The organism is Idiomarina sp. (assembly GCF_019431395.1).
GTDB lineage: Bacteria > Pseudomonadota > Gammaproteobacteria > Enterobacterales > Alteromonadaceae > Idiomarina.
Genome location: NZ_CP080268.1, coordinates 2076102 through 2095889, shown reverse-complemented (window position 1 = coordinate 2095889; position 19788 = coordinate 2076102). Strand labels below are relative to the sequence as shown.

The 19788-nt window shown below is 51.5% G+C and carries 19 protein-coding genes; 14 read left to right on the top strand and 5 right to left on the bottom strand.

Going from position 1 to position 19788, the window contains the following annotated elements; genetic code table 11:
* Nucleotides 1–3 precede the first annotated feature (3 nt).
* On the top strand, nucleotides 4–987 hold the full coding sequence (locus KZ771_RS10145; RefSeq protein WP_290570980.1) for an alpha/beta fold hydrolase: 984 nt from the start codon (nucleotides 4–6) through the stop codon (nucleotides 985–987).
* On the opposite strand, the gene KZ771_RS10140 is transcribed toward KZ771_RS10145, so the two are convergent.
* Entirely contained in the window at nucleotides 977–1906 is a 930-nt protein-coding gene (locus KZ771_RS10140) for a cation diffusion facilitator family transporter (RefSeq protein WP_243734536.1), read from the bottom strand. The two genes, KZ771_RS10145 and KZ771_RS10140, sit on opposite strands and share 11 nt — an antisense overlap.
* 77 nt (nucleotides 1907–1983) lie before the next feature.
* Here KZ771_RS10140 and trmL point away from each other — a divergent pair, with 77 nt between their 5' ends.
* The gene (gene trmL / locus KZ771_RS10135) at nucleotides 1984–2448 is read left to right on the top strand and encodes a tRNA (uridine(34)/cytosine(34)/5-carboxymethylaminomethyluridine(34)-2'-O)-methyltransferase TrmL (RefSeq protein ID WP_290653274.1); all 465 of its coding nucleotides are present in this window, start codon (nucleotides 1984–1986) and stop codon (nucleotides 2446–2448) included.
* Here trmL and KZ771_RS10130 read toward each other — a convergent pair.
* A complete protein-coding gene (locus tag KZ771_RS10130; protein ID WP_290653272.1) occupies nucleotides 2380–3741 on the bottom strand; it encodes an ABC transporter substrate-binding protein in 1362 nt (453 codons plus the stop codon). The genes trmL and KZ771_RS10130 overlap by 69 nt on opposite strands.
* Before the next feature lie 203 nt (nucleotides 3742–3944).
* On the opposite strand from KZ771_RS10130, the gene KZ771_RS10125 reads away from it, so the two are divergent.
* The gene (locus KZ771_RS10125) at nucleotides 3945–5624 is read left to right on the top strand and encodes a cyanophycinase (RefSeq protein WP_290653270.1); all 1680 of its coding nucleotides are present in this window, start codon (nucleotides 3945–3947) and stop codon (nucleotides 5622–5624) included.
* A 77-nt stretch (nucleotides 5625–5701) separates the two neighbouring features.
* Here the strand turns inward: KZ771_RS10125 and pyrE are convergent, their stop codons facing one another.
* On the bottom strand, nucleotides 5702–6343 hold the full coding sequence (gene pyrE, locus KZ771_RS10120; RefSeq protein WP_290653268.1) for an orotate phosphoribosyltransferase: 642 nt from the start codon (nucleotides 6341–6343) through the stop codon (nucleotides 5702–5704).
* A gap of 14 nt (nucleotides 6344–6357) precedes the next feature.
* A complete protein-coding gene (rph, locus tag KZ771_RS10115; RefSeq protein ID WP_290653266.1) occupies nucleotides 6358–7071 on the bottom strand; it encodes a ribonuclease PH in 714 nt (237 codons plus the stop codon).
* Nucleotides 7072–7198: 127 nt separating this feature from the next.
* On the opposite strand from rph, the gene smrA reads away from it, so the two are divergent.
* The 4 genes from smrA to KZ771_RS10095 all read left to right on the top strand — a co-directional run bounded on the left by smrA (nucleotide 7199) and on the right by KZ771_RS10095 (nucleotide 10856).
* Nucleotides 7199–7786 carry a DNA endonuclease SmrA gene (gene smrA, locus KZ771_RS10110; RefSeq protein WP_133540041.1) on the top strand — a complete coding sequence of 196 codons (588 nt, stop codon included), beginning with the start codon at nucleotides 7199–7201 and terminating at the stop codon, nucleotides 7784–7786.
* 9 nt (nucleotides 7787–7795) lie between these two features.
* The gene (locus KZ771_RS10105) at nucleotides 7796–8659 is read left to right on the top strand and encodes a YicC/YloC family endoribonuclease (protein WP_290653264.1); all 864 of its coding nucleotides are present in this window, start codon (nucleotides 7796–7798) and stop codon (nucleotides 8657–8659) included.
* A gap of 196 nt (nucleotides 8660–8855) precedes the next feature.
* Nucleotides 8856–10094: a site-specific integrase gene (locus tag KZ771_RS10100; RefSeq protein ID WP_290653262.1), complete on the top strand. Its 1239-nt coding sequence runs from the start codon at nucleotides 8856–8858 to the stop codon at nucleotides 10092–10094.
* A gap of 42 nt (nucleotides 10095–10136) precedes the next feature.
* Nucleotides 10137–10856 (top strand): hypothetical protein, encoded by a 720-nt coding sequence (locus KZ771_RS10095; RefSeq protein ID WP_290653260.1) that lies wholly within the window; start codon nucleotides 10137–10139, stop codon nucleotides 10854–10856.
* Between the two features lie 766 nt (nucleotides 10857–11622).
* Here the strand turns inward: KZ771_RS10095 and KZ771_RS10090 are convergent.
* The gene (locus KZ771_RS10090) at nucleotides 11623–12036 is read right to left on the bottom strand and encodes a hypothetical protein (RefSeq protein ID WP_290653258.1); all 414 of its coding nucleotides are present in this window, start codon (nucleotides 12034–12036) and stop codon (nucleotides 11623–11625) included.
* Between the two features lie 195 nt (nucleotides 12037–12231).
* On the opposite strand from KZ771_RS10090, the gene KZ771_RS10085 reads away from it, so the two are divergent.
* The 7 genes from KZ771_RS10085 to KZ771_RS10055 all read left to right on the top strand — a co-directional run bounded on the left by KZ771_RS10085 (nucleotide 12232) and on the right by KZ771_RS10055 (nucleotide 19787).
* Nucleotides 12232–13515, top strand: a complete 1284-nt coding sequence (locus tag KZ771_RS10085; protein ID WP_290653256.1) for an APC family permease — start codon at nucleotides 12232–12234, stop codon at nucleotides 13513–13515.
* 445 nt (nucleotides 13516–13960) lie between these two features.
* Nucleotides 13961–14323, top strand: a complete 363-nt coding sequence (locus KZ771_RS10080; RefSeq protein ID WP_036206228.1) for an NADH-quinone oxidoreductase subunit A — start codon at nucleotides 13961–13963, stop codon at nucleotides 14321–14323.
* Entirely contained in the window at nucleotides 14320–16155 is a 1836-nt protein-coding gene (locus tag KZ771_RS10075; RefSeq protein WP_290653253.1) for a heavy metal-binding domain-containing protein, read from the top strand. The genes KZ771_RS10080 and KZ771_RS10075 overlap by 4 nt, the downstream gene beginning before the upstream one ends.
* Entirely contained in the window at nucleotides 16152–17048 is an 897-nt protein-coding gene (locus KZ771_RS10070; RefSeq protein ID WP_290653251.1) for a complex I subunit 1 family protein, read from the top strand. Before KZ771_RS10075 ends, KZ771_RS10070 begins: the two co-directional genes overlap by 4 nt.
* On the top strand, nucleotides 17048–17584 hold the full coding sequence (locus tag KZ771_RS10065; protein WP_074210963.1) for an NADH-quinone oxidoreductase subunit J: 537 nt from the start codon (nucleotides 17048–17050) through the stop codon (nucleotides 17582–17584). The genes KZ771_RS10070 and KZ771_RS10065 overlap by 1 nt, the downstream gene beginning before the upstream one ends.
* On the top strand, nucleotides 17581–17892 hold the full coding sequence (gene nuoK, locus KZ771_RS10060) for an NADH-quinone oxidoreductase subunit NuoK (protein WP_036206236.1): 312 nt from the start codon (nucleotides 17581–17583) through the stop codon (nucleotides 17890–17892). The genes KZ771_RS10065 and nuoK overlap by 4 nt, the downstream gene beginning before the upstream one ends.
* Nucleotides 17889–19787 (top strand): proton-conducting transporter membrane subunit, encoded by a 1899-nt coding sequence (locus tag KZ771_RS10055; protein WP_074210964.1) that lies wholly within the window; start codon nucleotides 17889–17891, stop codon nucleotides 19785–19787. Before nuoK ends, KZ771_RS10055 begins: the two co-directional genes overlap by 4 nt.
* Nucleotide 19788: the final 1 nt, after the last annotated feature.

The following is a 19788-nucleotide window of genomic DNA, read 5'->3' as shown; positions in this document are numbered from 1 at the left end:
CACGTGACCCGAACCACTGACACAACCCGCCCCGGCGACGATAGCCCAGCCTGGTTAACGCATTATTACGACCATGTAATGCCATTCTGGCAGCAGGTTAACAATCGTTGGCTAAAAAGCTTCGATGGCATTAAATTGCACTGGTGTTTTTATAAAGTCAGTGAGCATGCGCCTTTGGTTGTTATCAGCCCGGGACGTATTGAGGCTGCGCTTAAATATCAGGAAGTTATCTGGGAATTAGCGCAGGCGGGCATTTCGTGTGCCGTGTTAGATCACCGTGGGCAAGGCGAATCAGAGCGCATGACGACTAACCCTCACCAAGGGCACGTAGAAAAATTTAGTGACTTTATTGGTGACTTCGAAGTTTTTAATGAAGCAGTGAGTGACGTTTTTCCGCTTGCCAGTAGGCGGTGTCTATTAGGTCATTCGATGGGTGGAACTATTGCCGCATTATATATGCATAACCGCGACGGTGGTTATGAGGAAATGCTACTTTCTTCTCCCATGTTCTCTATTAACACAGCCGGTATTCCGGTTAGTGTTGCTAAGTCGATAATCTCGGCTGGCGCTTGGCTTAATAAGCATTTGATGCCAAACCGACCCTGGTATTTTTTGGGTATGAAGGGGTACCAACCGGTAGAGTTTAATAAAAACGAACTGACTCATAGTAAAAACCGGTATCGGGTGTTTAGAGAACTTTATCAGCTGCAACCCGAGGTACAATTGGGTGGGCCTACCTTTAACTGGCTACACGAAGCGTTAATTGCCTGTGATAAAGCTAGCTCGGGGAGCCTCTCAATAGCGTGTCCAGTGACCTTATTTCAGGCCGGCAGTGACAGTGTGGTGACGGCTGAAGGGCAAGATCGTTTTGTTATGTACAATGAGGCAACTAAGGTGATCATTGAGGGAGCACGGCACGAGCTATTAATGGAAAGTGATCGTTATAGACAACCACTGATGAGCAAACTGCTATCCATTAATGAGTGATTGAACCTTCTACCTTAGCTACGATCTCGGGATCCATGTGTACAATGATATCTGCTGCCGGGAAGTGCTTCATCAATTCAGCCTCTACACAGTCCGAAATGGCATGTGCTTTTAGCAACGACAAGCGATCATCAAGTTCGATATGGAGTTGAATAAAACGTGTTGGCCCGGCTTCCCGGGTGCGCAGTCCATGTAAGCCCCGTACACCATCAACTGACTTGGCAATCGTGATAATTTGTTGTTGTGTCTGTTCGGGCAACTCGCGATCCATCAACGAATTGAAGGCTTGAGAGCCGATTTTGATAGCGCCAATGATGAGGTATGCAGCGATACCAATGGCAAATACGCTATCAGCCCAGAGTAACCCCCAGCCGCTCAACAGCAACGCGATAATAACGGCAATATTCAATAAAATATCGGATTGGTAATGTAGGTGGTCGGCTTTAACTGCTTGCGAATCGGTGTGTTTAATTGCGATACGCTGGATAGTGATCAGCACAAGTGTTAGCGCAATAGCAGCTCCTGACACCCATATGCCGGTATTAACCGAAGGCAGTCTGGGCCCTTGGATTAATTGCTCAATACTATGAAACACCAACAGCATGCTGGAACCGGCAATAAATGCACTTTGCGCAAGTGCGGCTAAAGACTCAGCCTTACCGTGACCAAAGCGGTGTTCTTCGTCTGCAGGCTGAAGAGCATAACGAATGGCGAAAAAACTAAATACCGAGGCGCCGCTATCGAGAATTGAATCGGTCATCGATGCCAGCATGCTCGCCGATTCGGTTTGCAACCAGGCAAACAGCTTCATGGCAATAAGAGAAAATGCGACGATAACAGAAGCTGTGCTGGCAAGCTTAACCCAGAATGAATAGGTTTTACGAAAGTTAGCTGCTGAGTTTTCGTTAGTTGGTTTCACAATAGGACCGAAATTTGATGCGCCGTGTTAGCGATAGTTTGCTATTCTAACGCTTTTTAGCTGTCGTTAAAATTATCATGCTGCATTTAGTCTTATTTGAGCCAGAAATACCTCCTAATACTGGTAATGCCATTCGGTTGGCGGCCAACACTGGTATGCAACTGCACTTGATCGAACCACTAGGATTCGAGCTTGATGAAAAGAAGGTCCGGCGTGCGGGTCTTGACTACCGGGATCTCGCTAATGTTCGTATTCATGATTCGTGGCAACATTTTTTAGACACGATCGAACATAACCGAGTTTTCGCCTGCACGACACGCGGTACAACCCGTTATACAGACGTAGAATTCGAGGCGGGTGATGTGTTGTTATTTGGGCCAGAAACACGGGGATTGCCGCTGGAAGTATTAGAGACATTCCCCGCGAAGAACTGGTTGCGTCTGCCTATGGCAAGTAATAGCCGAAGTCTGAATTTATCGAATTGTGTTGCTATTTTCGCTTATGAAGCGTGGCGACAGCTTGGCTTCGAGGGCGCGATCTAAGTGCGCCTTTAACTGAGCACCTAACTCGTTATTTTTAAATGCGACATATAATGGTAATGGCTCACGCAAGCGACTTCGGTGATAAGGCGTAGTGACCCAGTCAGGCAGATTGTATTTGTAATCGATGACGCCTTCAATTCGGTTTAAATCCAATAATGCAAAACAGTCTAATGACGTGTTAGCTCGATAAAACGAAAGCGAGTCTGGTAGTAGTTTGTGTAATTCTTCATTGCCTGAATAGCATACGGTGTGGCTCTCTTGGCCAGCCAGAATAGCCTGTTTTTTTGTCCTGTCACTGGCAAAAAGGTAAAGGGCATCATCCATCGCAATGGGTTTTTTGGAGTACAGCAGCTCATTATCAAACTGATTTTTATAAACCCCTACCACCATGTGGGCTTTGTCTTCGAGCAAAGCGTTTAAGGCTCGGGGCCAATTACTTGCCAGGGTTTTAACTCCAGCTACGGTGTCGCCGTAGACTGTGTTGATAAGTTGCCACAACCGACCGTTACCGTTAGCCCCGGTTAAACCAGGCCTAGCCGCTGCAGCTGCGGTCAACTCCGTTGGCATAGGCATGGGTTTTAATTGCTCGGGCGCTTGTAATTTAAATTGCTGGCGTAACTGCGATAGTCTGCCCGAGGCCTGCATCAAGGAAAGGCGTTGATAGAGGGGCTCAATCAGGTGTTTATATTTTTGATGTAGATAATGAAAACCAACCTCTGACTTAACGTGGTACACGATAAAATCTTTGGGTTGGGACAGCTCAAGGTTTCGCAGTTGAAAGTCTGCGATTAGGGCAGCGTCAATTCGTTCTGCGTTGAGCAGTTTAGACACCTGGTGTATATCAGACTGGCGAAACGTCGTTTTATCGAAGTTAGCGTCGGTAAGTACAGTTTCTGCTGCGCGCATCCCGCCAATGTAAGCAATATTATTGACGGATTTTAGTGTACACAAACCGCAGGCCGCCTTACGAGCGACCAGGACGATAGAGAACTCATAAAGTTTGAACGGCACTCTGTTCAGGTTATCGAGCTCTTCTTCCAGGCCGGCAAGTCTTCCCAGCTCGCCCGCAATCTCACCATTTTGTGCCAGTTGTTCGGCTCTAAGGCGTGGTATCGGTTGATAGTTAAGTTCGATACCTAAATCTGCATAAGCTTCTTCAAGTACGGCGGTGATGTAATCAGCTGTCGGACCCGTTGCAGGCTTACGAAATGTCAGCACCTGCTGGGCAGCAGCCGGTGTTAGCCAGATGCTGATAAATAAACAACACAATGTGAGTGACAAGCGTTGGCGCATACGACTTCAATAGTTGACTCAACGAAAACGCAGTATAACAAGATCTAAGCGCATGTCATCTTAACCGGTTGATGGACCGGTCTATGGGAATCTTTTGCATCGATACTAGTCACAGCAAAACTGACTACTTAATCGTGCAAGCAATTTAGTGTGTAAACGCTATAATAAGCACAACTATTAACGACTCTTAGAGGCTTTAATTTATGAAATTTAGTGGTATGAAGCCAAGTCTGACAGCAGCTTTACTACTGGTTGCATCACCATTTGTTGCTGCACAACAAAGTGAAGATGACTATCGCCATGTTTATCTATCGGGTGGTGCTCTTCAGCTTTGTTCTAGCTTTAATCCAAATAATTGTGATGACGCAGACTGGATAGACAGCGACAACATGCGTACCGACCGTTATTTGAATATATCTGAGAAATTTCGTATTGAAGCAACATCAGATCGTGTTTGGAGTGCATATCGGGAAGAAACTCGCAAAAAGGTCCTCGATGCATTAGAGCTGATTCATGAACGGATAAATGAAGACATCATATCCGAACGGGTGTTCGAGAGAGAATTTACCCGGCGTGCAACATTACAAACCTATAACTCTCTGTCGGATGCAGAATACGCCAAGGTAATTGATTTGCTCGAAGTACCTATGTCGAGTAGTTTTCCTGAAATCGTTAACGTCGAAGAGTCACTAGATAAAGCGTCTGCAAAGGTTTTTCGCCGTTTTGCGGATTTTGCCGAACAGAACGTTAGCAATGAGGAAAAGCCTGTAGTTTACTTTTCAACAGCTGGATATCGTGATCCGTACTCGCGTATCGATTTTTATCAAAGTACCCTGTCTCAGCTTGGCCTGGAAGCACGTTGGTTACCATTAGATGAAGCTGTGGTTGCTGCAAGAGCGGAGAACCGCTGCAGCGAACTGAATAGTGTACAGGAAGAGCTATTCGGCGCTTATGATCGCAATCGTGTTTATCGTGATGATTATCAGCGTCAGGTCGAATTTTGCAAGTCAGGCGATGCTGAATATGAGATGTTAGCGAATGCTGATGCGGTTTTCTTTGCGGGCAATAACGCCAATCAAATTCGCAATGCGTTTGTTAAAGATGATAACAGCCCATCGGAATTACTGCGCATGATGGTTGCGCGGGTACAGCAGAAAAAACTCGTTGTTGGCGGCACCAGTGCCGGAGCCGCAGTGTTAACAGCCAAGCCAATGGTTTCGAATGGCACAACGGCTTCTGCCATTAAAGACGGTAGCGTAGCCACTAACCCACCACCGTTTGGCTGTGATCTGGACAACACATGTCCAGCGAATACCGGGCCGGATACACTGACGTATCACCCATTCGGTGGTTTGTCGTTGTTCCATTTCGCCAGCCTGGATACACACTTCTCAGAACGTGGCCGGCATGGACGTTTGGTTCGCTTAGCCGCTGATAGCACCACCCCACTGTCTATTGGCATCGATGAAAATACCGCGATGCTGGTTAATTTGGAAAAAGGTGACTTTGATATTATCGGTGAACGAGGCGTCTTTTTTGTGGAAAATGCTCAAGGTGCTGCGAATGCCGTTGCGGCGACATTTCATTACTTAGTCGCAGGGGCTTCCGGAATGATGAGCCCATTTGGAATTCAAACGGCAGAGTTTGCTGACGGCAGTAATATTGTTCAGTCAGAACCAACGACTAACTTCCTTACAGACCGTGGCTTAATAGACTCAATGCGGGTGCTGTGCGGTGAGCGTAAAGAGATGACGCTGATTAATAAGGAATACCGATTAGTCGCACAGATAGATGACAGCAGTCGCACCGCAACAGCGGGTGGGGAATGCCAAATCATCAACGGCAAAATCGGCATGGCCTATCAGCCGGAAGAACAGCTGTAACTGAAAGAAAAAGCGGATGGCTGAGATAATCTAATGCAATCTCACCGTCCGCTTTTTGGCTGCGCCAAAAGTGCAACCTACACGCCGTATTGTTCGCGGTAGGCTTGTACTTTCGGTAGGTGTTGGTTGAATTCCGGGTCGTCTTTAAGGAATTCAATGATGTCGTTCAGGCCAACGATAGAGATAATCGTAGCCCCAAAGTCACGCTCAACTTCCTGGATAGCCGACAACTCACCCTTGCCTTTTTCTTGTCTATCCAGCGCGATCAGAACACCCGCGAGGCTGGCGCCGTTGGCTTCGACAATCTCCATTGACTCGCGAATCGCTGTGCCGGCAGTGATAACGTCGTCTACCAGCATGACCTTGCCATTAAGTTCTGAACCGACCAGGTTGCCGCCCTCACCGTGATCTTTTTTCTCTTTACGGTTAAAGCAATAAGGCGTGTCTTTTTGATGATGGTCATACAGTGCGACGGCTGTTGCTGTTGCAATGGGAATACCTTTATAGGCCGGGCCAAACAACACGTCAAATTCGACCTTAGCGTCCATTAAGGCCGCAGCGTAAAATCGGCCCAGTTTGGCCAGATCAGAGCCCTTATTGAACAAGCCTGCATTAAAAAAATACGGGCTGGTGCGTCCCGACTTTAATGTAAACTCACCAAATTTAAGTACGCCTCGTTCTATGGCGAAGCTGATAAAGTTTTTTTGATAGTCTTTCACCGGCTAACCCTCGCTTACGCTAACGCTGATTTCTGGATATCGATAAGCTCTTTAATGCTATGGCGGGCAAAATCAACCAGCGTATTCATTTCTTCTAGGCTGAAAGCTTCGCCTTCGGCAGTGCCCTGAATTTCGATAAACTTACCGGCTTCGGTCATTACGACATTCATGTCGGTATCGGCCTTGGAGTCTTCGACGTATTCCAGATCGCTAACCGGTTCACCATCTAAAATACCCACTGAAATGGCAGCAACCATTTCTTTTAGTGGATTCGTTTTGATCATGCCCTGGCTGCGCATCCAGTTCAATGCATCGATTAAGGCAACGCAAGCACCGGTGATGGCCGCGGTACGAGTACCGCCATCTGCCTGAATAACATCACAGTCGATGGTGATTGTGTGCTCGCCTAAGGTATTCATATCGACACAGGTGCGCAATGAACGACCAATCAAACGTTGAATCTCCAGAGTACGCCCGCCTTGCTTACCGCGAGAAGCCTCTCGAGCCGAACGCGTATGTGTTGCGCGCGGTAGCATGCTGTATTCCGCCGTCACCCAGCCCTGACCTTTACCTTTTAAAAAGCGAGGCACGCCGCGCTCGACCGATGCGTTGCAAAGTACTTTAGTGTCGCCAAACTCGATTAAAACCGAGCCTTCTGCGTGTTTTGTGAAGTTTCGGGTAATAGTAACCGGGCGAATTTGTTGGGCAGTACGGCCGCTTGGACGCATGGCATCTCCTGTGATTGGCTTGATAATTTATAACGGCGTATTGTAGCAAATTCGTGCACTGAATGGATCGCTTAACTGCCGTTGACGTATTACACTATAGGTTAAGCAACGATGAACGGGAGGCTGTATGTCGCGTTCAGATGACGAAGAGTTTGAATTGTTCCGCCAGGAGATGAACGATGTCACGCCATTGGTCGGTGACCAAGTGGCGGATATCCGTACTGCGTTTGAGCCAACGTTGGCTCAAAAGGAACGTCGCCGGGCGGCGGAGGCGGAAGAACAGGAAAACGTGAATTTTTTATCCACTGAATATGTTGATTTAGTGGAGCCGGACGAGGTGATCGAGTACCAGCGTGATGGTGTTCAGGCAGGTGTTTTTAAACGCCTGAAACAAGGTCGTTACACAATGGAAGCCAGCCTGAACTTGCACCACCACACGTTGCGTGAAGCACGCACGGCGGTATTTAACTTTGTTCAGGATTGTCATCATGCGGGTATTCGCACTGCACTAATTATTCATGGGCAAGGTAAACACTCGAAGCCACATCCTGCGTTGATAAAGAGCTATGTGAATAAGTGGCTGCGTGAAATGCCGCCGGTATTAGCATTCCACAGCGCGCAACGGCCGCACGGCGGCCGCGGCGCAGCCTATGTAATGCTCAAGAAAAATGCTGAGCAAAAGCAAAAAAATCGCGAAAAACACGCGAAAAAATAAGGAATTGCAATGATTCAAAGCATGACAGGATACGCACGTTACGAGCATAAAGCTGATTGGGGCTCTGCCACGTGGGAAATTCGTTCCGTTAACCAGCGCTATTTAGAAACCTATTTTCGCCTGCCGGAAGCGTTCCGCTCGCTGGAAAACACCTTACGTGAACAGTTTCGTAAGAAACTGCAACGTGGCAAGGTTGAATGCAAACTCTACATACACATGGACGAAGCACGCCAGACAGAATTAAACATCAATGAACCGCTGGCTAAAAGTGTTATCGCTGGCGCTAAATGGGTCAGTCAGCAATCAGCCGCTGGTCAACTGAATCCAATTGATGTGCTCAAGTGGCCGGGGGTAGTGAGCAATGATGAACAAGACATGGATGAAGTGCAAAAAGAAGTGTTAGCTGCGCTCGATAAAGCCACTGCTGATTTCATCGACAACCGTAAAAGTGAAGGCAGTGCCATCGATCGCATGCTGCAAGAGCGTCTGGATGGCGTCAGCACACAGGTTGCTTTTGTTCGCGAACGTATGCCAGAAGTCATGCAGTGGCAACGTGAGCGCTTACTTACACGGTTTGAAGAAGTAAAAATAGAACTGGACCCACAGCGGGTTGAGCAGGAAATGATTATGCTGGCGCAAAAAGTCGACGTTGCTGAAGAGCTCGACCGACTAGATGCTCACGTAGAAGAAGCCCGCAAAATACTGAAAAAAGGCGGCCCTTGTGGACGTCGCTTGGACTTCATGATGCAAGAGTTTAATCGTGAAGCAAACACCCTGGCCTCAAAGTCGATTAATGCTGATATCACTTCCGCCGCATTGGAGCTGAAGGTTTTGATTGAGCAGATGCGAGAGCAGATCCAAAACATCGAATAATTTTCTTTACGCTGTCTGATATTTTCCTGATGCTTCCAAAGCCCTTTTAAATAGAGGGCTTTGTTGTTTCTGAAGCTTCCTGGTTTTTCCGTTGCGTAGCAGTTTTGTGGTGAGTGCGGCGGTGAGTATGAAACAGTTGTGAAAAACCAGAATGGTGAGTACTTTCTTGTAAAGAGTTTAAGAGAGGTACGCAACCATGGCCACGTTAACCGCAACGAAAATCGCATCATTGGACAGAAATAAACAACACGGAAAATATGCCGACGGTCTCGGTTTGTATTTTGTGGTCCCAAAGAAAGGGCATTCTTACTGGTCTTATCGTTACACTGTCCATGGCAAGCGCCGTGAAATGACGTTAGGCAAATATCCATTTATGGGGTTGGCCGACGCTCGCGGTGAACTATTACTGAAAAAGCGTGAGCTACTCAGTGGACTTGACCCTTTGGTAGCCAGGAAAAGAGAGGCTTGGTCTGGCATTGAAACCATGGATCATTTGTTCGAAGACTGGTTTGCCAATGATATTAAGCCAAGATTGAAACATCCGAACATTCCTGTTCGATTGTACCGAAAGGAGATGAAACCGGTAATCGGCGATATGCGCATTGAGCAGGTTACTGCTAGGGATGTGCGAGAAGTGTTACAACGGGTGAAATTAAGCGGACGGCCAAGTATTGCGAATGACGTTTTGATGTATATGAAGCAGCTGTTTCGTCATGCGGTGAAGCTTGATTTAACCCTGAATAACCCGGCAGCAGCATTTGGTACCAATGATGCCGGGGGCATAGAGAAATCTCGAGATCGCGCGCTTTCTCTCGCAGAAATCAGAGAGGCAACTAAGGTTTTCCGGAAGCATATGGACCGCTTCGGTATGGATAACTACATTGCCGTTTGTTTGTATCTGGTGCTTGGCGTACGTAAAACCGAACTGACTGAAGCACCATGGAGCGAACTGGATTTAGTTAAAGCAGAATGGGAAATACCGGATGAGCGGGTGAAGAAAGGTAAAGGTATTGTTATACCACTGCCAAGCCAAGCGGTTGAATGGTTTCACATGCTAAAAGCGCGGTCATTCGGTTCAGATTATGTTCTACCAGCGCGAAGAGGTTCGAATAGACCTTTCATTGGTGGAGACACCATTAATCGTGCAATCAACAAAATGTTTGGCATCGAACAAGGCCGAAAACGGCCCGGACCTAACTTGATGGGAGACATAGAGCATTTTACTGTACATGACTTACGCCGTACCTTTCGCAGCCAAGTATCAGCATTAGGTTTCAGTGGAGCCGTTGGTGAACGAGCTATAAACCATAGTCTGAAAGGCGTTGAAGGCATTTATGATCGTTACGATTACTACGAAGAACGGTGGCAGGCGCACCAGAAGGTAGCTGATGTGATAGCGCCGCTGGTTTGGGTGGGGTTTGATGATAAACTATAGGCGCATAATAAAACTGGAATCCATGAAGGTAGGGAAACTATTGTGACGGTCCATGATGGAATCAGCGACATAAAAATTGTCGAAGATGGTAGAGAGGCGTCTTATTCTCTTGAACACCTGTGGGATCTCGTCGTCACTATCCCTAATTTTCACTTTGAGGATGGAAGAACGGATACTGTTGAAGTTTTTGTCCGGCCAACCAATCATGTATACAGTCGTGCTCTAAAGCCGGAGGAAGACCGTGAGATCCTAAGACAGACCGGACGCTTAATAATTAGATATGAGCATCATGAGGACGCACCAAATAAGATCAAAAAAGGCGATGATGGTAATCCAGTTGTGTCATCAGATGCACGCGCTTTTTGCGAAGAGAAATATCAGTCAAGCCTCAACATACCTGATTTTGTCGATGCACTTGAAGCCGGTCCAGCCAAGCTATGCGTTTTAGCTAACCGAGACGATGACAGAAGTTGTTTAACAGCGTTATTTGAGTTCGTGCACGGGCCGCAACAAAAAGAGTGCTTCGTAGTCATTTTCAAATTACATAAGCTAAGTGCTCGTCAGCTATCAATGGTTATAGAAACAGCATTTTTGATAGATGGAGATGACTTTCGCGTGCACTTGTTAAACTCCAAGGACAAAGGAAAACCGTTTTTTGTTATTGCAAATAATGTATTCGCTAACCGAAAACCGTTTGAAGGGAAGGCAAAAAAACGAGCCAAGAAAAGCTATAAAAAAGCAAAAAAGAAACGCCAAAAATGAAAAAACCTCGCCAAAAAGGCGAGGTTTCCAATAGTTTTTCCGAGATCCCTATTTCTGGATTACCCAGTTATCTCTGTCTTGCAGAGCGCTGGCATCTGAATCGTCAATTGACTCATCAGTACAGTTATCCAGCGGGAGGCAGGGTTTCTAGAAGTGTTGGACACTTCGCAATCCGAACGATCCTGCTCTTACTGTTCGTAATGATAAAACATTTAGGAGGCTTATGTGGTACGACCAGTTTATTTTCTATTGACAGAGCGGGTACAGATATACGAGGGGCTAACACTTTCGGTGTGAAGTATACCATAGTAGATGACTTGCTTGGCAAGAGTGAATGTGAAACGAAGTGCAAATCCTGCCAATCTTGGATAAGCAAATCTATATACAAGTTTCATAGGTCAAATCTTGCATATAGGCCGGTTAATGTAAGTTTCAATGACTAAAATCTATGTATATGCATTTGCCGAGCCTTTGACAGTACATTGCATATTCGCGCCTTGAGCGTAAAATAGAACGCAACATAGCCGCCACGCTTAGTGCTCGAGAGGGTAACGCGAAACCTTGGCGGTTTTTCTTTTCTTCAACCTACCAATTAAGCGGATGAAGCTCAAATTCAGCATCTCAAATCAACTCACCAAGCTATGTAAACTGGACTTGCCCCGGCTTACTGATGCGAACGGAGAAAACCCTGGTGTACAGCCGGTGGTAACAAACAGTGTGCAATGTGGCTGGCAATTTCATGTCGTACGCGATGAGCTCTGTTGGCTTATGTAGCGTCAATTACCTTGGCCGGTAATTGTCGCATGCTGCGCTTTTGGGTCTTGCGCCAACTGCGATAGTGCTCACAGAACTGCGTGTAACCATAGGCAGTGGCTGAGTCCTTTTCTCGGTACTCGCGCCACAACAGTAGCTTTGTCATCCCTTTACGCTTGAGCTCTTGATGCATTTCATAAAAATCTGGCTGGCGTTTGGCGCGGGACACATTCCGGCCTCTATATACAGCAGCCTCAAGCTCAGTGTCACTGAACTCCTCAGGCAGCGGCCAGGTGAGTTCACTGGCAGCAAAGCGCGATAAAATCTCGCTAACGGTGGCGGGGCCGACAGATAAGCATTTACTGATGTCTCTCAAACTGAGCCCGGCATCAAACCGAAGTCTCAGGGTGTCTTTTATCTTACTCATTTGGGTTCTCTTTCTAGCCATGGTCAGCCATTCCTCAATGCAGTTGCGTTGAGTTGAGCTTACCAGTTGATTTAGTTAGAAAAAGAACGGTATTTCGGCATTCCGATCACCGATTTCGGCAATCCGAACAGTGATTTCGGAAAAAGGCTAAAAGTGATCGGATAAAACCGAAACAGGTGATCGGATTGAACCGAAATGAGTGTTCGGATTCATCCGAAACATGCAGCCGGTATCTTCGCTTTGACCGGGCAGATGGCACAGATGACGGGCACTCTGTTTCCATTGGCGTTTCTGGCCGCGGCGATAATAGTCAGTTTCAGCGCCTATTCCTACATCAAGATTTCAAATGCATACCCCTCCGCCGGCGGTATCGGTATATACTTGCACAAAGCATACGGCGATCGGTTGCCGACGGCTTTCAACGCGTTGCTGATGTATTTCTCGATGGTGATTGCCCAGAGCTTCCTGGCCCGAACCTTTGGCTCTTACACCATGCAACTGTTCGGTGGCGATGAAAGCGGCCGAATGGTGCCGATTCTTGGCGTAGCCCTCATTATGGCAGCGTTTCTGATCAATCTACTCGGCAACCGGATGATTCAGAGCGTAGCGTCTTTCATAGGCGTATTAAAGATTGGAGGCATACTGATTTTCGGAATTGTGGGTATCTGGATTACTGATAACCTGGCAGTAGACTTTTCAGGCACGGGCGAAGCCGAAGCAACGGGTAATTTTCTGGGTGCGACGGCGCTGGGAATACTGGCCTTCAAGGGTTTTACCACGATTACCAACAGTGGCTCCGAGGTAATCGACCCCAAACGGAATGTGGGGCGGGCGATCATTATTTCCATCGCGGCCTGCGTAGTGATTTATACCCTGGTGGGTTTTGCGGTTGCCAGCAATCTGTCGCTGGGTGAAATCATTGAAACGCAGAACTATTCGCTTGCGGCCGCAGCGCGTCCGGCGTTGGGCGAGTATGCGGTCTGGTTCACGGTGGCGATTGCTATGACGGCCACCGCCGGTGGCATTCTGGCCAGCATTTTCGCCGTCTCGCGTACGTTGGCCATGCTGACTGAAATGAAGCTGGTTCCTCACCGTCATTTCGGTATGCCTGGCAGTATCCAGAAGCACACGTTGGTTTACACGGTGGTTCTCGGGCTCGTTCTGACGGCGTTTTTTGACCTCTCACGGATTGCCGCTCTGGGCATTGTGTTCTATTTGGTAATGGATATTGCCATTCACTGGGGAGTTCTTTGTCATTTGCGCGACGATGTGAAGGCAAAGGCGTGGGTGCCAGCGATTGCTATCGTCCTGGATTTGCTCGTACTCGTGGGTTTCGTCTGGGTCAAACTGAATAGTGATCCGTTTGTTATTGGCGTGGCGGTAATTACGATGATTGTTATCGTCGCAGCAGAGCATATTTTTCTGAAGAAGTTTCTGCGCTCGGAACATGAAGAATCGCATGTCCGTGATCACCACTAATCGGCGATAACTGGATCGTTGAGCTTTTTGTAACCCTGTGATAGGATTAGACGCCAGCGTTGATGTGACACCAATTGTTGAACGAAAGCGGGAGGGGTCAGGATGAAAGCAAATAGCTTTAGACTATTCGTGTTTTTGTTGTTTTTACAAGCGCCATATTTACAGGCTGATGAGATTCTCTCGGGCGAAGATGTTGCCAATGTCGTCGTCGGAAACACGGTAAATTTTGCACATCTGTCTACGGTCGCAACTATTCCTGTAACAAGATAAAGCCTTTGTCTGGCAATAATTTCGAATTGGTCAATGAGGGAGGCGAGATCAGGAATGTTAAATTATACGAAGGGAAGCATCACGGACTGGAGTAGGGTACCCGGGAATTATTTTCATCGGGCATCCTGGCAAGAGAGTGAGGGGCTATTTGGTTGCTCGATCCGAGGATTGGATAATGAGTTTTTTGGAACTGTATAGTCTTTTACTTGCCCTGGTGGTCGGCATCGTGGCTACCATCCTGGGCCTTTACGGGTTTGTGCGCGTGATGGGCTCTGCGCGCGGGGAGCCGGGCAAGGATGTGCCGGCAAGCTCCGGTGTGCTGTCGCGGGATCCGGTGTGGGGGCGCTATCACGCGCGTTACTACGGTTACGCATTGTTGTTCCTGGCCTTCGATATGGAAATGGCGTTCATGTACCCATGGGCCGTCGTGTACAAAGAAGTAGGGCTGGTTGCTTTGTATGATATGGGCGTATTTCTTGCCATCCTCTTTCTGGGCCTGCTTTATGGCTGGAGTCAGGGGGCATTGAGGCGTCAATGACTTCTGATCATCCCATTAACACCACAGGTTCGCGTCAGAGGCAGACACGGTTTGCCGCTCTTCAGAAGTGGGTTTCCCGTGCATTTGCGCGTGACCTGAGTTGTCTCATCGTCCCGGGACAGGATGTCGCTCTGGCGCATGGCTTGAATGTGAGTGCCACCGGCATGCGTGTCAGCGCCTCACCCCGTGATGCGAATGTGCTTCTGATCGTCGGCGGGCTTTCAGAAAAAATGGGCGAGGTTGCAACGGTGCTTTATGCGCAGATGCCCCGGCCCCGCACTATTCTCATGCTTGGCGGCAAGACGCCATCGTCTTTTCCGGATGCTGATGTATCAGCGGGTCTGTCGCAAAAGGCACTGGCCGACGCGGTTGGGCGGCTGAAGCGGGCACTGGCGGAAGGTGCCTTCGCTACTTCAGCGGAGGATTTTGATGCCTCCGTCCTGCACGTCAAAATCGAGTACGTCTGCCCTATGCACCCGGAAGTTGTCGAAGACGAGCCGGGCAGTTGCCCCAAATGTGGCATGGATCTGGTAGCACGCGAAGCGGGGGAGCAGACTCCTGAAGGCGGCCACGATCATGAACATCGCCATGATCACGAACAGCAGTGCCAAGACCACGACCACGACGACAGTAACGAACACCAACAGGAACACGCTCACGAAAATGCCGCGACCGAATATACCTGCCCCATGCACCCCGAAATTGTTCGGGACGAGCCTGGCAGCTGCCCCAAGTGCGGTATGGACCTGGTAGTCCGCGAGGACGGGGAAGATGAGGGCCACTCAGAACATGAACATTCCAGCCATGATCACGGTGAGCATGAGCATGGAGGGCACGATCACGGTGGCCACGATCATGGCGCCTCGGGATTCATGTCGATGATTGAAGTCACCAAGGATCTGCCACGCAGCGCCGATGGCCTGCAGATGGACTGGCTTGAGGTGCCGTTCGGTCCGGTCTTCCCCGGCTTGCCCGGCGGACTGAAGTTGACGCTGACCCTTGATGGTGACGGCGTAACGGAGGGGCAGGCGACCTCCCTGGTGGGGGTGACCAGCGAAGGTGAGAATATTGAAGAAAGTGAAGAGATGGATGCCGAGACCTTCATTGGGTATCTGTCAGCCGCAATTCCACTGGCACCGGTGAGCTACCGTCTTTTAGTCTGTCTGGCAATAGAGCAAGCGGCAGGGCTGGAGGACGATTCGGCAAACGCCGGTGCTCGCACCGGCGCCCTTGAGCGTGAGCGCATCGGCAGTCACCTTGGCTGGCTGGCTCAGTTAGGGCGCCAGCTCGGCTTTGCCTGGCTGACGCAACGGGCAGCAACTCTGCAACTGCAAGTCAGAGAGGCTAACAGGGACAGTCTTGCTGCACTGGAGCCAGCGCTGCACAAATTAACTATCCGCCTCGGGCGAACGCCTTTGCTCAAATCTCGGCTTAAGGGTGTCGGCCTACTGCCAACGGACTCTTTTGGTCTGCGCGGGCCCGTAGCGCGTGCTGCGGATGAAGGCGGTGATGCCTGGGCGCGCCTGTGGCAACGCCTGGCCGAAATTTCGGCCAGCCTTGACCTTATAAAGTCGGGCGGGGAACCGGAGCTGCCGGTTCTGCGCGACGTTGGCGATGTGTCAGGAACCGGTGAGGCCACCGTTGACACTCCGCGCGGCGAGGCCCGGTTAAGTCTGAAACTGGAGCGCGGCCATGTGAAGTCATACGAGCTGGACACCGCCTGTAGTCAGCATATCGGCCTGGTCCCTAAGCTTGTCGAGGGCCAGGAACTGGGCGATGCGCTGCTGGCAGTCGGGTCACTGGATCTTTCGCCCTGGGAGGTGACTTCGTGACCGTCGCTATTGTTTTGCTCGCGCTGCTTGGCAGCGCCTGGCTGCTGGCTGTGATTGAGGGCTGGATGGCGACTGGGCGTCTGAGTCCGGCCGCGCCTCTGTTTCGCGGCCTGGCTCACCTCGGTCGTGAGTCCATAGTACCGCGCTCACCAGACCGGGTCTTCTTCGAGGCCGCGCCCGTGCTTCTTTTGGTTGTCGCCGTGCTCGGTATGGCAGTCCTGCCGCTGGCGCCGGACCTGATCATTGCGGACCTTGGCACTGGCGCACTGTTTGTGAACGCGGCCCTGGCCTACGTGCTCGTCGCGGTGATCATGGCGGGTTGGGGGCCGGATGGAGCCTACGGGATGATCGGTGGCTGGCGCTTTCTGGGCCAGCTTATTGCCTATTCCATGCTGATTGTCATGCCGATCACGGCCGTGGCCATGCGTGCCGAATCCCTGGTAAACACTGCGATCGTCGGCTCCCAAGCGGGTCTTTGGAACATCGTCTACCAGCCCCTGGGCTTCGTGCTGTTTTATATTGCGGCCATGGCACTGGCATTCCGCGCCCCTTTCGACCTGCCTTCTGCAGAGGGGGAGCTTGACGGCGGTGTCGACGCTGAGTATACCGGGGTACGCCTGGCGGTGCTTCGCCTTGCCCGGCTGACGCTGGTGGTTACGCTGGCCTCCGCGACCACGGTGTTCTATCTCGGCGGCTGGCATGGGCCGCTGCTGCCGCCCTCGGCCTGGAGCCTGATCAAGACCCTGGCCGTGGCCGTGTCGATGCTGCTCGTCGGCCACTATCTGCCACGCATCCGCGAGGCGGATCTGATGCGGTGGTGCTGGGTCCTGGGTATTCCCCTCGCACTGCTCAATATCATTATTGTCGGCTTACTGATTCTGGTGGTTCCCTGATGTATGCACAGGCTTTTTTCGTTGCCGTTTTCGGGCTGGCTGCCATTGGCTTCGGCGTGGTGGTGTTTCGCACCTCGTCCATGATGCGTTCCGCACTGGCACTGCTGTTTTCGATGACCGCCGTCGGCTGCCTGTTCCTGGCGATGCAAACCGAATTCCTGGGCGTGCTGCAGATCATGATGATGGCCACCGAGATGAGCATCATGGCCATCTTCATGGTGATGTTCATGATGGATCCCGGCGGGCTTGGCGGTATGGATATGAGCCACCAGAAGCGCTTCTCGATAGGTGCCGGGGTGAGTGCCGCCGTTGTCGCCATCGCCGTTGCGCTGCTGTCCGACTGGGGCCCCGCAGCGGAGCAGGTGGTGGACGCGCAAGCGCAGACACGGGCGCTGGGCATGGAACTGCTCGGGCGCTCGATGATGATCTTTGAGACCGCCGGTATCACCATCCTGACCGCAATGATTGCCGCCACGGCAGTGGCAATACCGGTGCAGAACCTGTCAAGTAAAGACGACAAGGAGGCATCGGAATGACCATGATTCTGATCTTGGCGCTTGTGACCGGCGCCATCCTGTTCGGTATCGGAGTCTATGGAGCTCTGTCACAGACCAATCTGGTGATGATCATGATGGGCGTGGAGCTGATGCTGGCAGGCGCCATGGTGAATCTGGTGGCTTTCTGGCGCTTTCTGCATCCGGAAGCCTATTCCGGCCAGATGTTTGTGCTGGTGGTGATGACGGTTATGGCATTGGAGATGGCGGTCGGCTTTGGCGTTGCCATTGCGCGTTTCCGGGCCAAGGGCTCGGTCGAGATGGAAGAAGCGGAGGACCTGAAAGGATGAGTGCAGTACTTCTGCCGATACTGCCGCCGCTGATCGTCACCCTGGCCGTGTTGATACTGCGCCGTGGCAGCGCTGCGCTGGCCCTGGCTGGCGCGACGCTCAGCCTGGCAGGCGGTGTCCGGCTGCTGGCCGGAGCCCTTGACGGCCAGGCCGAAACCCTGCTTCTACCCGGGCTGCCGGACATGCCCTTGCGCCTGGTTTCGGGTCCGATGACGGCACTGCTGAGTGTGGCAGTGGCCACGGTCGGAACCTTCGTTCTGGTTTATGCCATCGGCTATATGAAGCGGGAGTCCGGCCAGGCGCGCTTTTATGCCGTAATGTCGCTGTTCCTGGCGGCGATGCAGGCGTTGGTGCTGGCTGGCGACTGGGTTCTGTTGTTGGCGGCTTGGGAACTCATCGGCCTCTGCAGTTACCTGCTGATCGGCTTCTGGTTCCAGCGGCCGGAAGCCGCAAACGCAGCCAGCCGTGCTTTTCTCTATACCCGCAGCGCCGATCTCGGGCTTTATGTGGCGATATTCATACTCATCGGGTCGTCGGGTACCAGTGAGATTGCCGCCTCTCTGGAAGCTGGCGGTAATGCCTCGACCGCCGCCGGGCTGCTGTTATTGCTGGCGGCCATGGGCAAGTCGGCCCAGGTTCCCCTGCAGGACTGGCTGATGCGCGCCATGGCCGGCCCGACACCGGTCTCGGCGCTGCTGCACTCGGCCACGCTGGTGGCGGCGGGCGCCATTCTGCTAATCCGGTCTGCGACGCTGCTGAGTCCTGAAGCGCTTTTCGCTATAGGGCTTGTGGGTGGTGTCACCACGGTGGCAGCCGGGGTCATTGCGCTGGCTGAACGTGATCTCAAACGCCTGCTGGCGGCTTCCACGGCCAGTCAGTACGGCCTGATGCTGATTGCTGTGGGCGCCGGGGTTCCGATGGCCGCGCTGTTGCACTTTCTCGCCCATGCTGCCATTAAAAGCACCCTGTTTCTTGCTGCCGGTGACTTTCAACATGCCCGCGAGGGTACCGCTTTTGATCAGTTGAAAGGCGTTGGCCGCGCCAGGCCCTGGGCCTTTGCCGGCTTTGCGCTGGCAGCGCTGGCACTGGCGGGCATTCCACCGCTGAGCGGGTTCTTTTCCAAGGATGCGGTAATTGCTGCCGCGCTGTCGGGGCAAGGCGCCGCCTGGCTCGGCCCTCTGGCCCTGGCGGGCACTCTACTTACCGGCGCCTATGTGGCCCGGGCTCTACGGGTGCTCTGGCAGAGCACGGGCGACAGCCGGTCGGTAGAAGGTACTGGCTGGATGCGCGCTGGCATCTGGGGGCTGGCAATTCCCGCCGCTGGCCTGGGTCTGGCCTTTGGTCCCCTGGAAACAATACTTGATCTGCCCGCTCCGGAAACCGCAGGTACCGTCGCCATAGTGCTCGGGCTGGTCGCCGCATTGGTCGGGCTGGCCCTGGGCTGGCTGGTGCCGGTCCAGCGCCTGCTTGGACCTGCCCATCAATGGGCAGAATCGGGTTTGGAAGTTGCGGGCGGGCTTACCGCCTGGATAGGCCGGCCCGCAATGGCTGTTGCCCGGGGCTGTGACCGTCTGGAGGATCATCTGTACGCGGCCGCGCTTGCCATTGGTCATACAGCTCTCAGCATTGCCCGTGGGGGCGAGCGACTGGAACAACGTTTGTATCTGGCCGTGCTTGGCGTCGGCCGCGCCAATCTGGCGGTGGGTCGCTGGGTTCGGGGCGGGGATGAGCGTGGTATAGACGGCCTGATCTTCGCCCTGGTGGCCGGTGTGCGGGACCTCGGCGCGCGGGCGAGAACCCTGCAAAGCGGCCTGATCCATCATAGCCTGGCGATCAGCGCCGTAGCCACAGCTGTGCTCCTGGCCATCCTGTTTTCAGCTTCACTGAGTGTCTAAA

Bases quoted from the DNA above. Each gene is read 5' to 3' on its own strand.
- trmL (WP_290653274.1), top strand. From the start codon at position 1,984: ATGCTGCATTTAGTCTTATTTGAGCCAGAAATACCTCCTAATACTGGT.
- KZ771_RS10130 (WP_290653272.1), bottom strand. From the start codon at position 3,741: ATGCGCCAACGCTTGTCACTCACATTGTGTTGTTTATTTATCAGCATC.
- KZ771_RS10125 (WP_290653270.1), top strand. From the start codon at position 3,945: ATGAAATTTAGTGGTATGAAGCCAAGTCTGACAGCAGCTTTACTACTG.
- rph (WP_290653266.1), bottom strand. From the start codon at position 7,071: ATGCGTCCAAGCGGCCGTACTGCCCAACAAATTCGCCCGGTTACTATT.
- smrA (WP_133540041.1), top strand. From the start codon at position 7,199: ATGTCGCGTTCAGATGACGAAGAGTTTGAATTGTTCCGCCAGGAGATG.
- KZ771_RS10105 (WP_290653264.1), top strand. From the start codon at position 7,796: ATGATTCAAAGCATGACAGGATACGCACGTTACGAGCATAAAGCTGAT.
- KZ771_RS10100 (WP_290653262.1), top strand. From the start codon at position 8,856: ATGGCCACGTTAACCGCAACGAAAATCGCATCATTGGACAGAAATAAA.
- KZ771_RS10090 (WP_290653258.1), bottom strand. From the start codon at position 12,036: ATGAGTAAGATAAAAGACACCCTGAGACTTCGGTTTGATGCCGGGCTC.
- KZ771_RS10085 (WP_290653256.1), top strand. From the start codon at position 12,232: ATGAGTGTTCGGATTCATCCGAAACATGCAGCCGGTATCTTCGCTTTG.
- KZ771_RS10080 (WP_036206228.1), top strand. From the start codon at position 13,961: ATGAGTTTTTTGGAACTGTATAGTCTTTTACTTGCCCTGGTGGTCGGC.
- KZ771_RS10075 (WP_290653253.1), top strand. From the start codon at position 14,320: ATGACTTCTGATCATCCCATTAACACCACAGGTTCGCGTCAGAGGCAG.
- KZ771_RS10065 (WP_074210963.1), top strand. From the start codon at position 17,048: ATGTATGCACAGGCTTTTTTCGTTGCCGTTTTCGGGCTGGCTGCCATT.
- nuoK (WP_036206236.1), top strand. From the start codon at position 17,581: ATGACCATGATTCTGATCTTGGCGCTTGTGACCGGCGCCATCCTGTTC.
- KZ771_RS10055 (WP_074210964.1), top strand. From the start codon at position 17,889: ATGAGTGCAGTACTTCTGCCGATACTGCCGCCGCTGATCGTCACCCTG.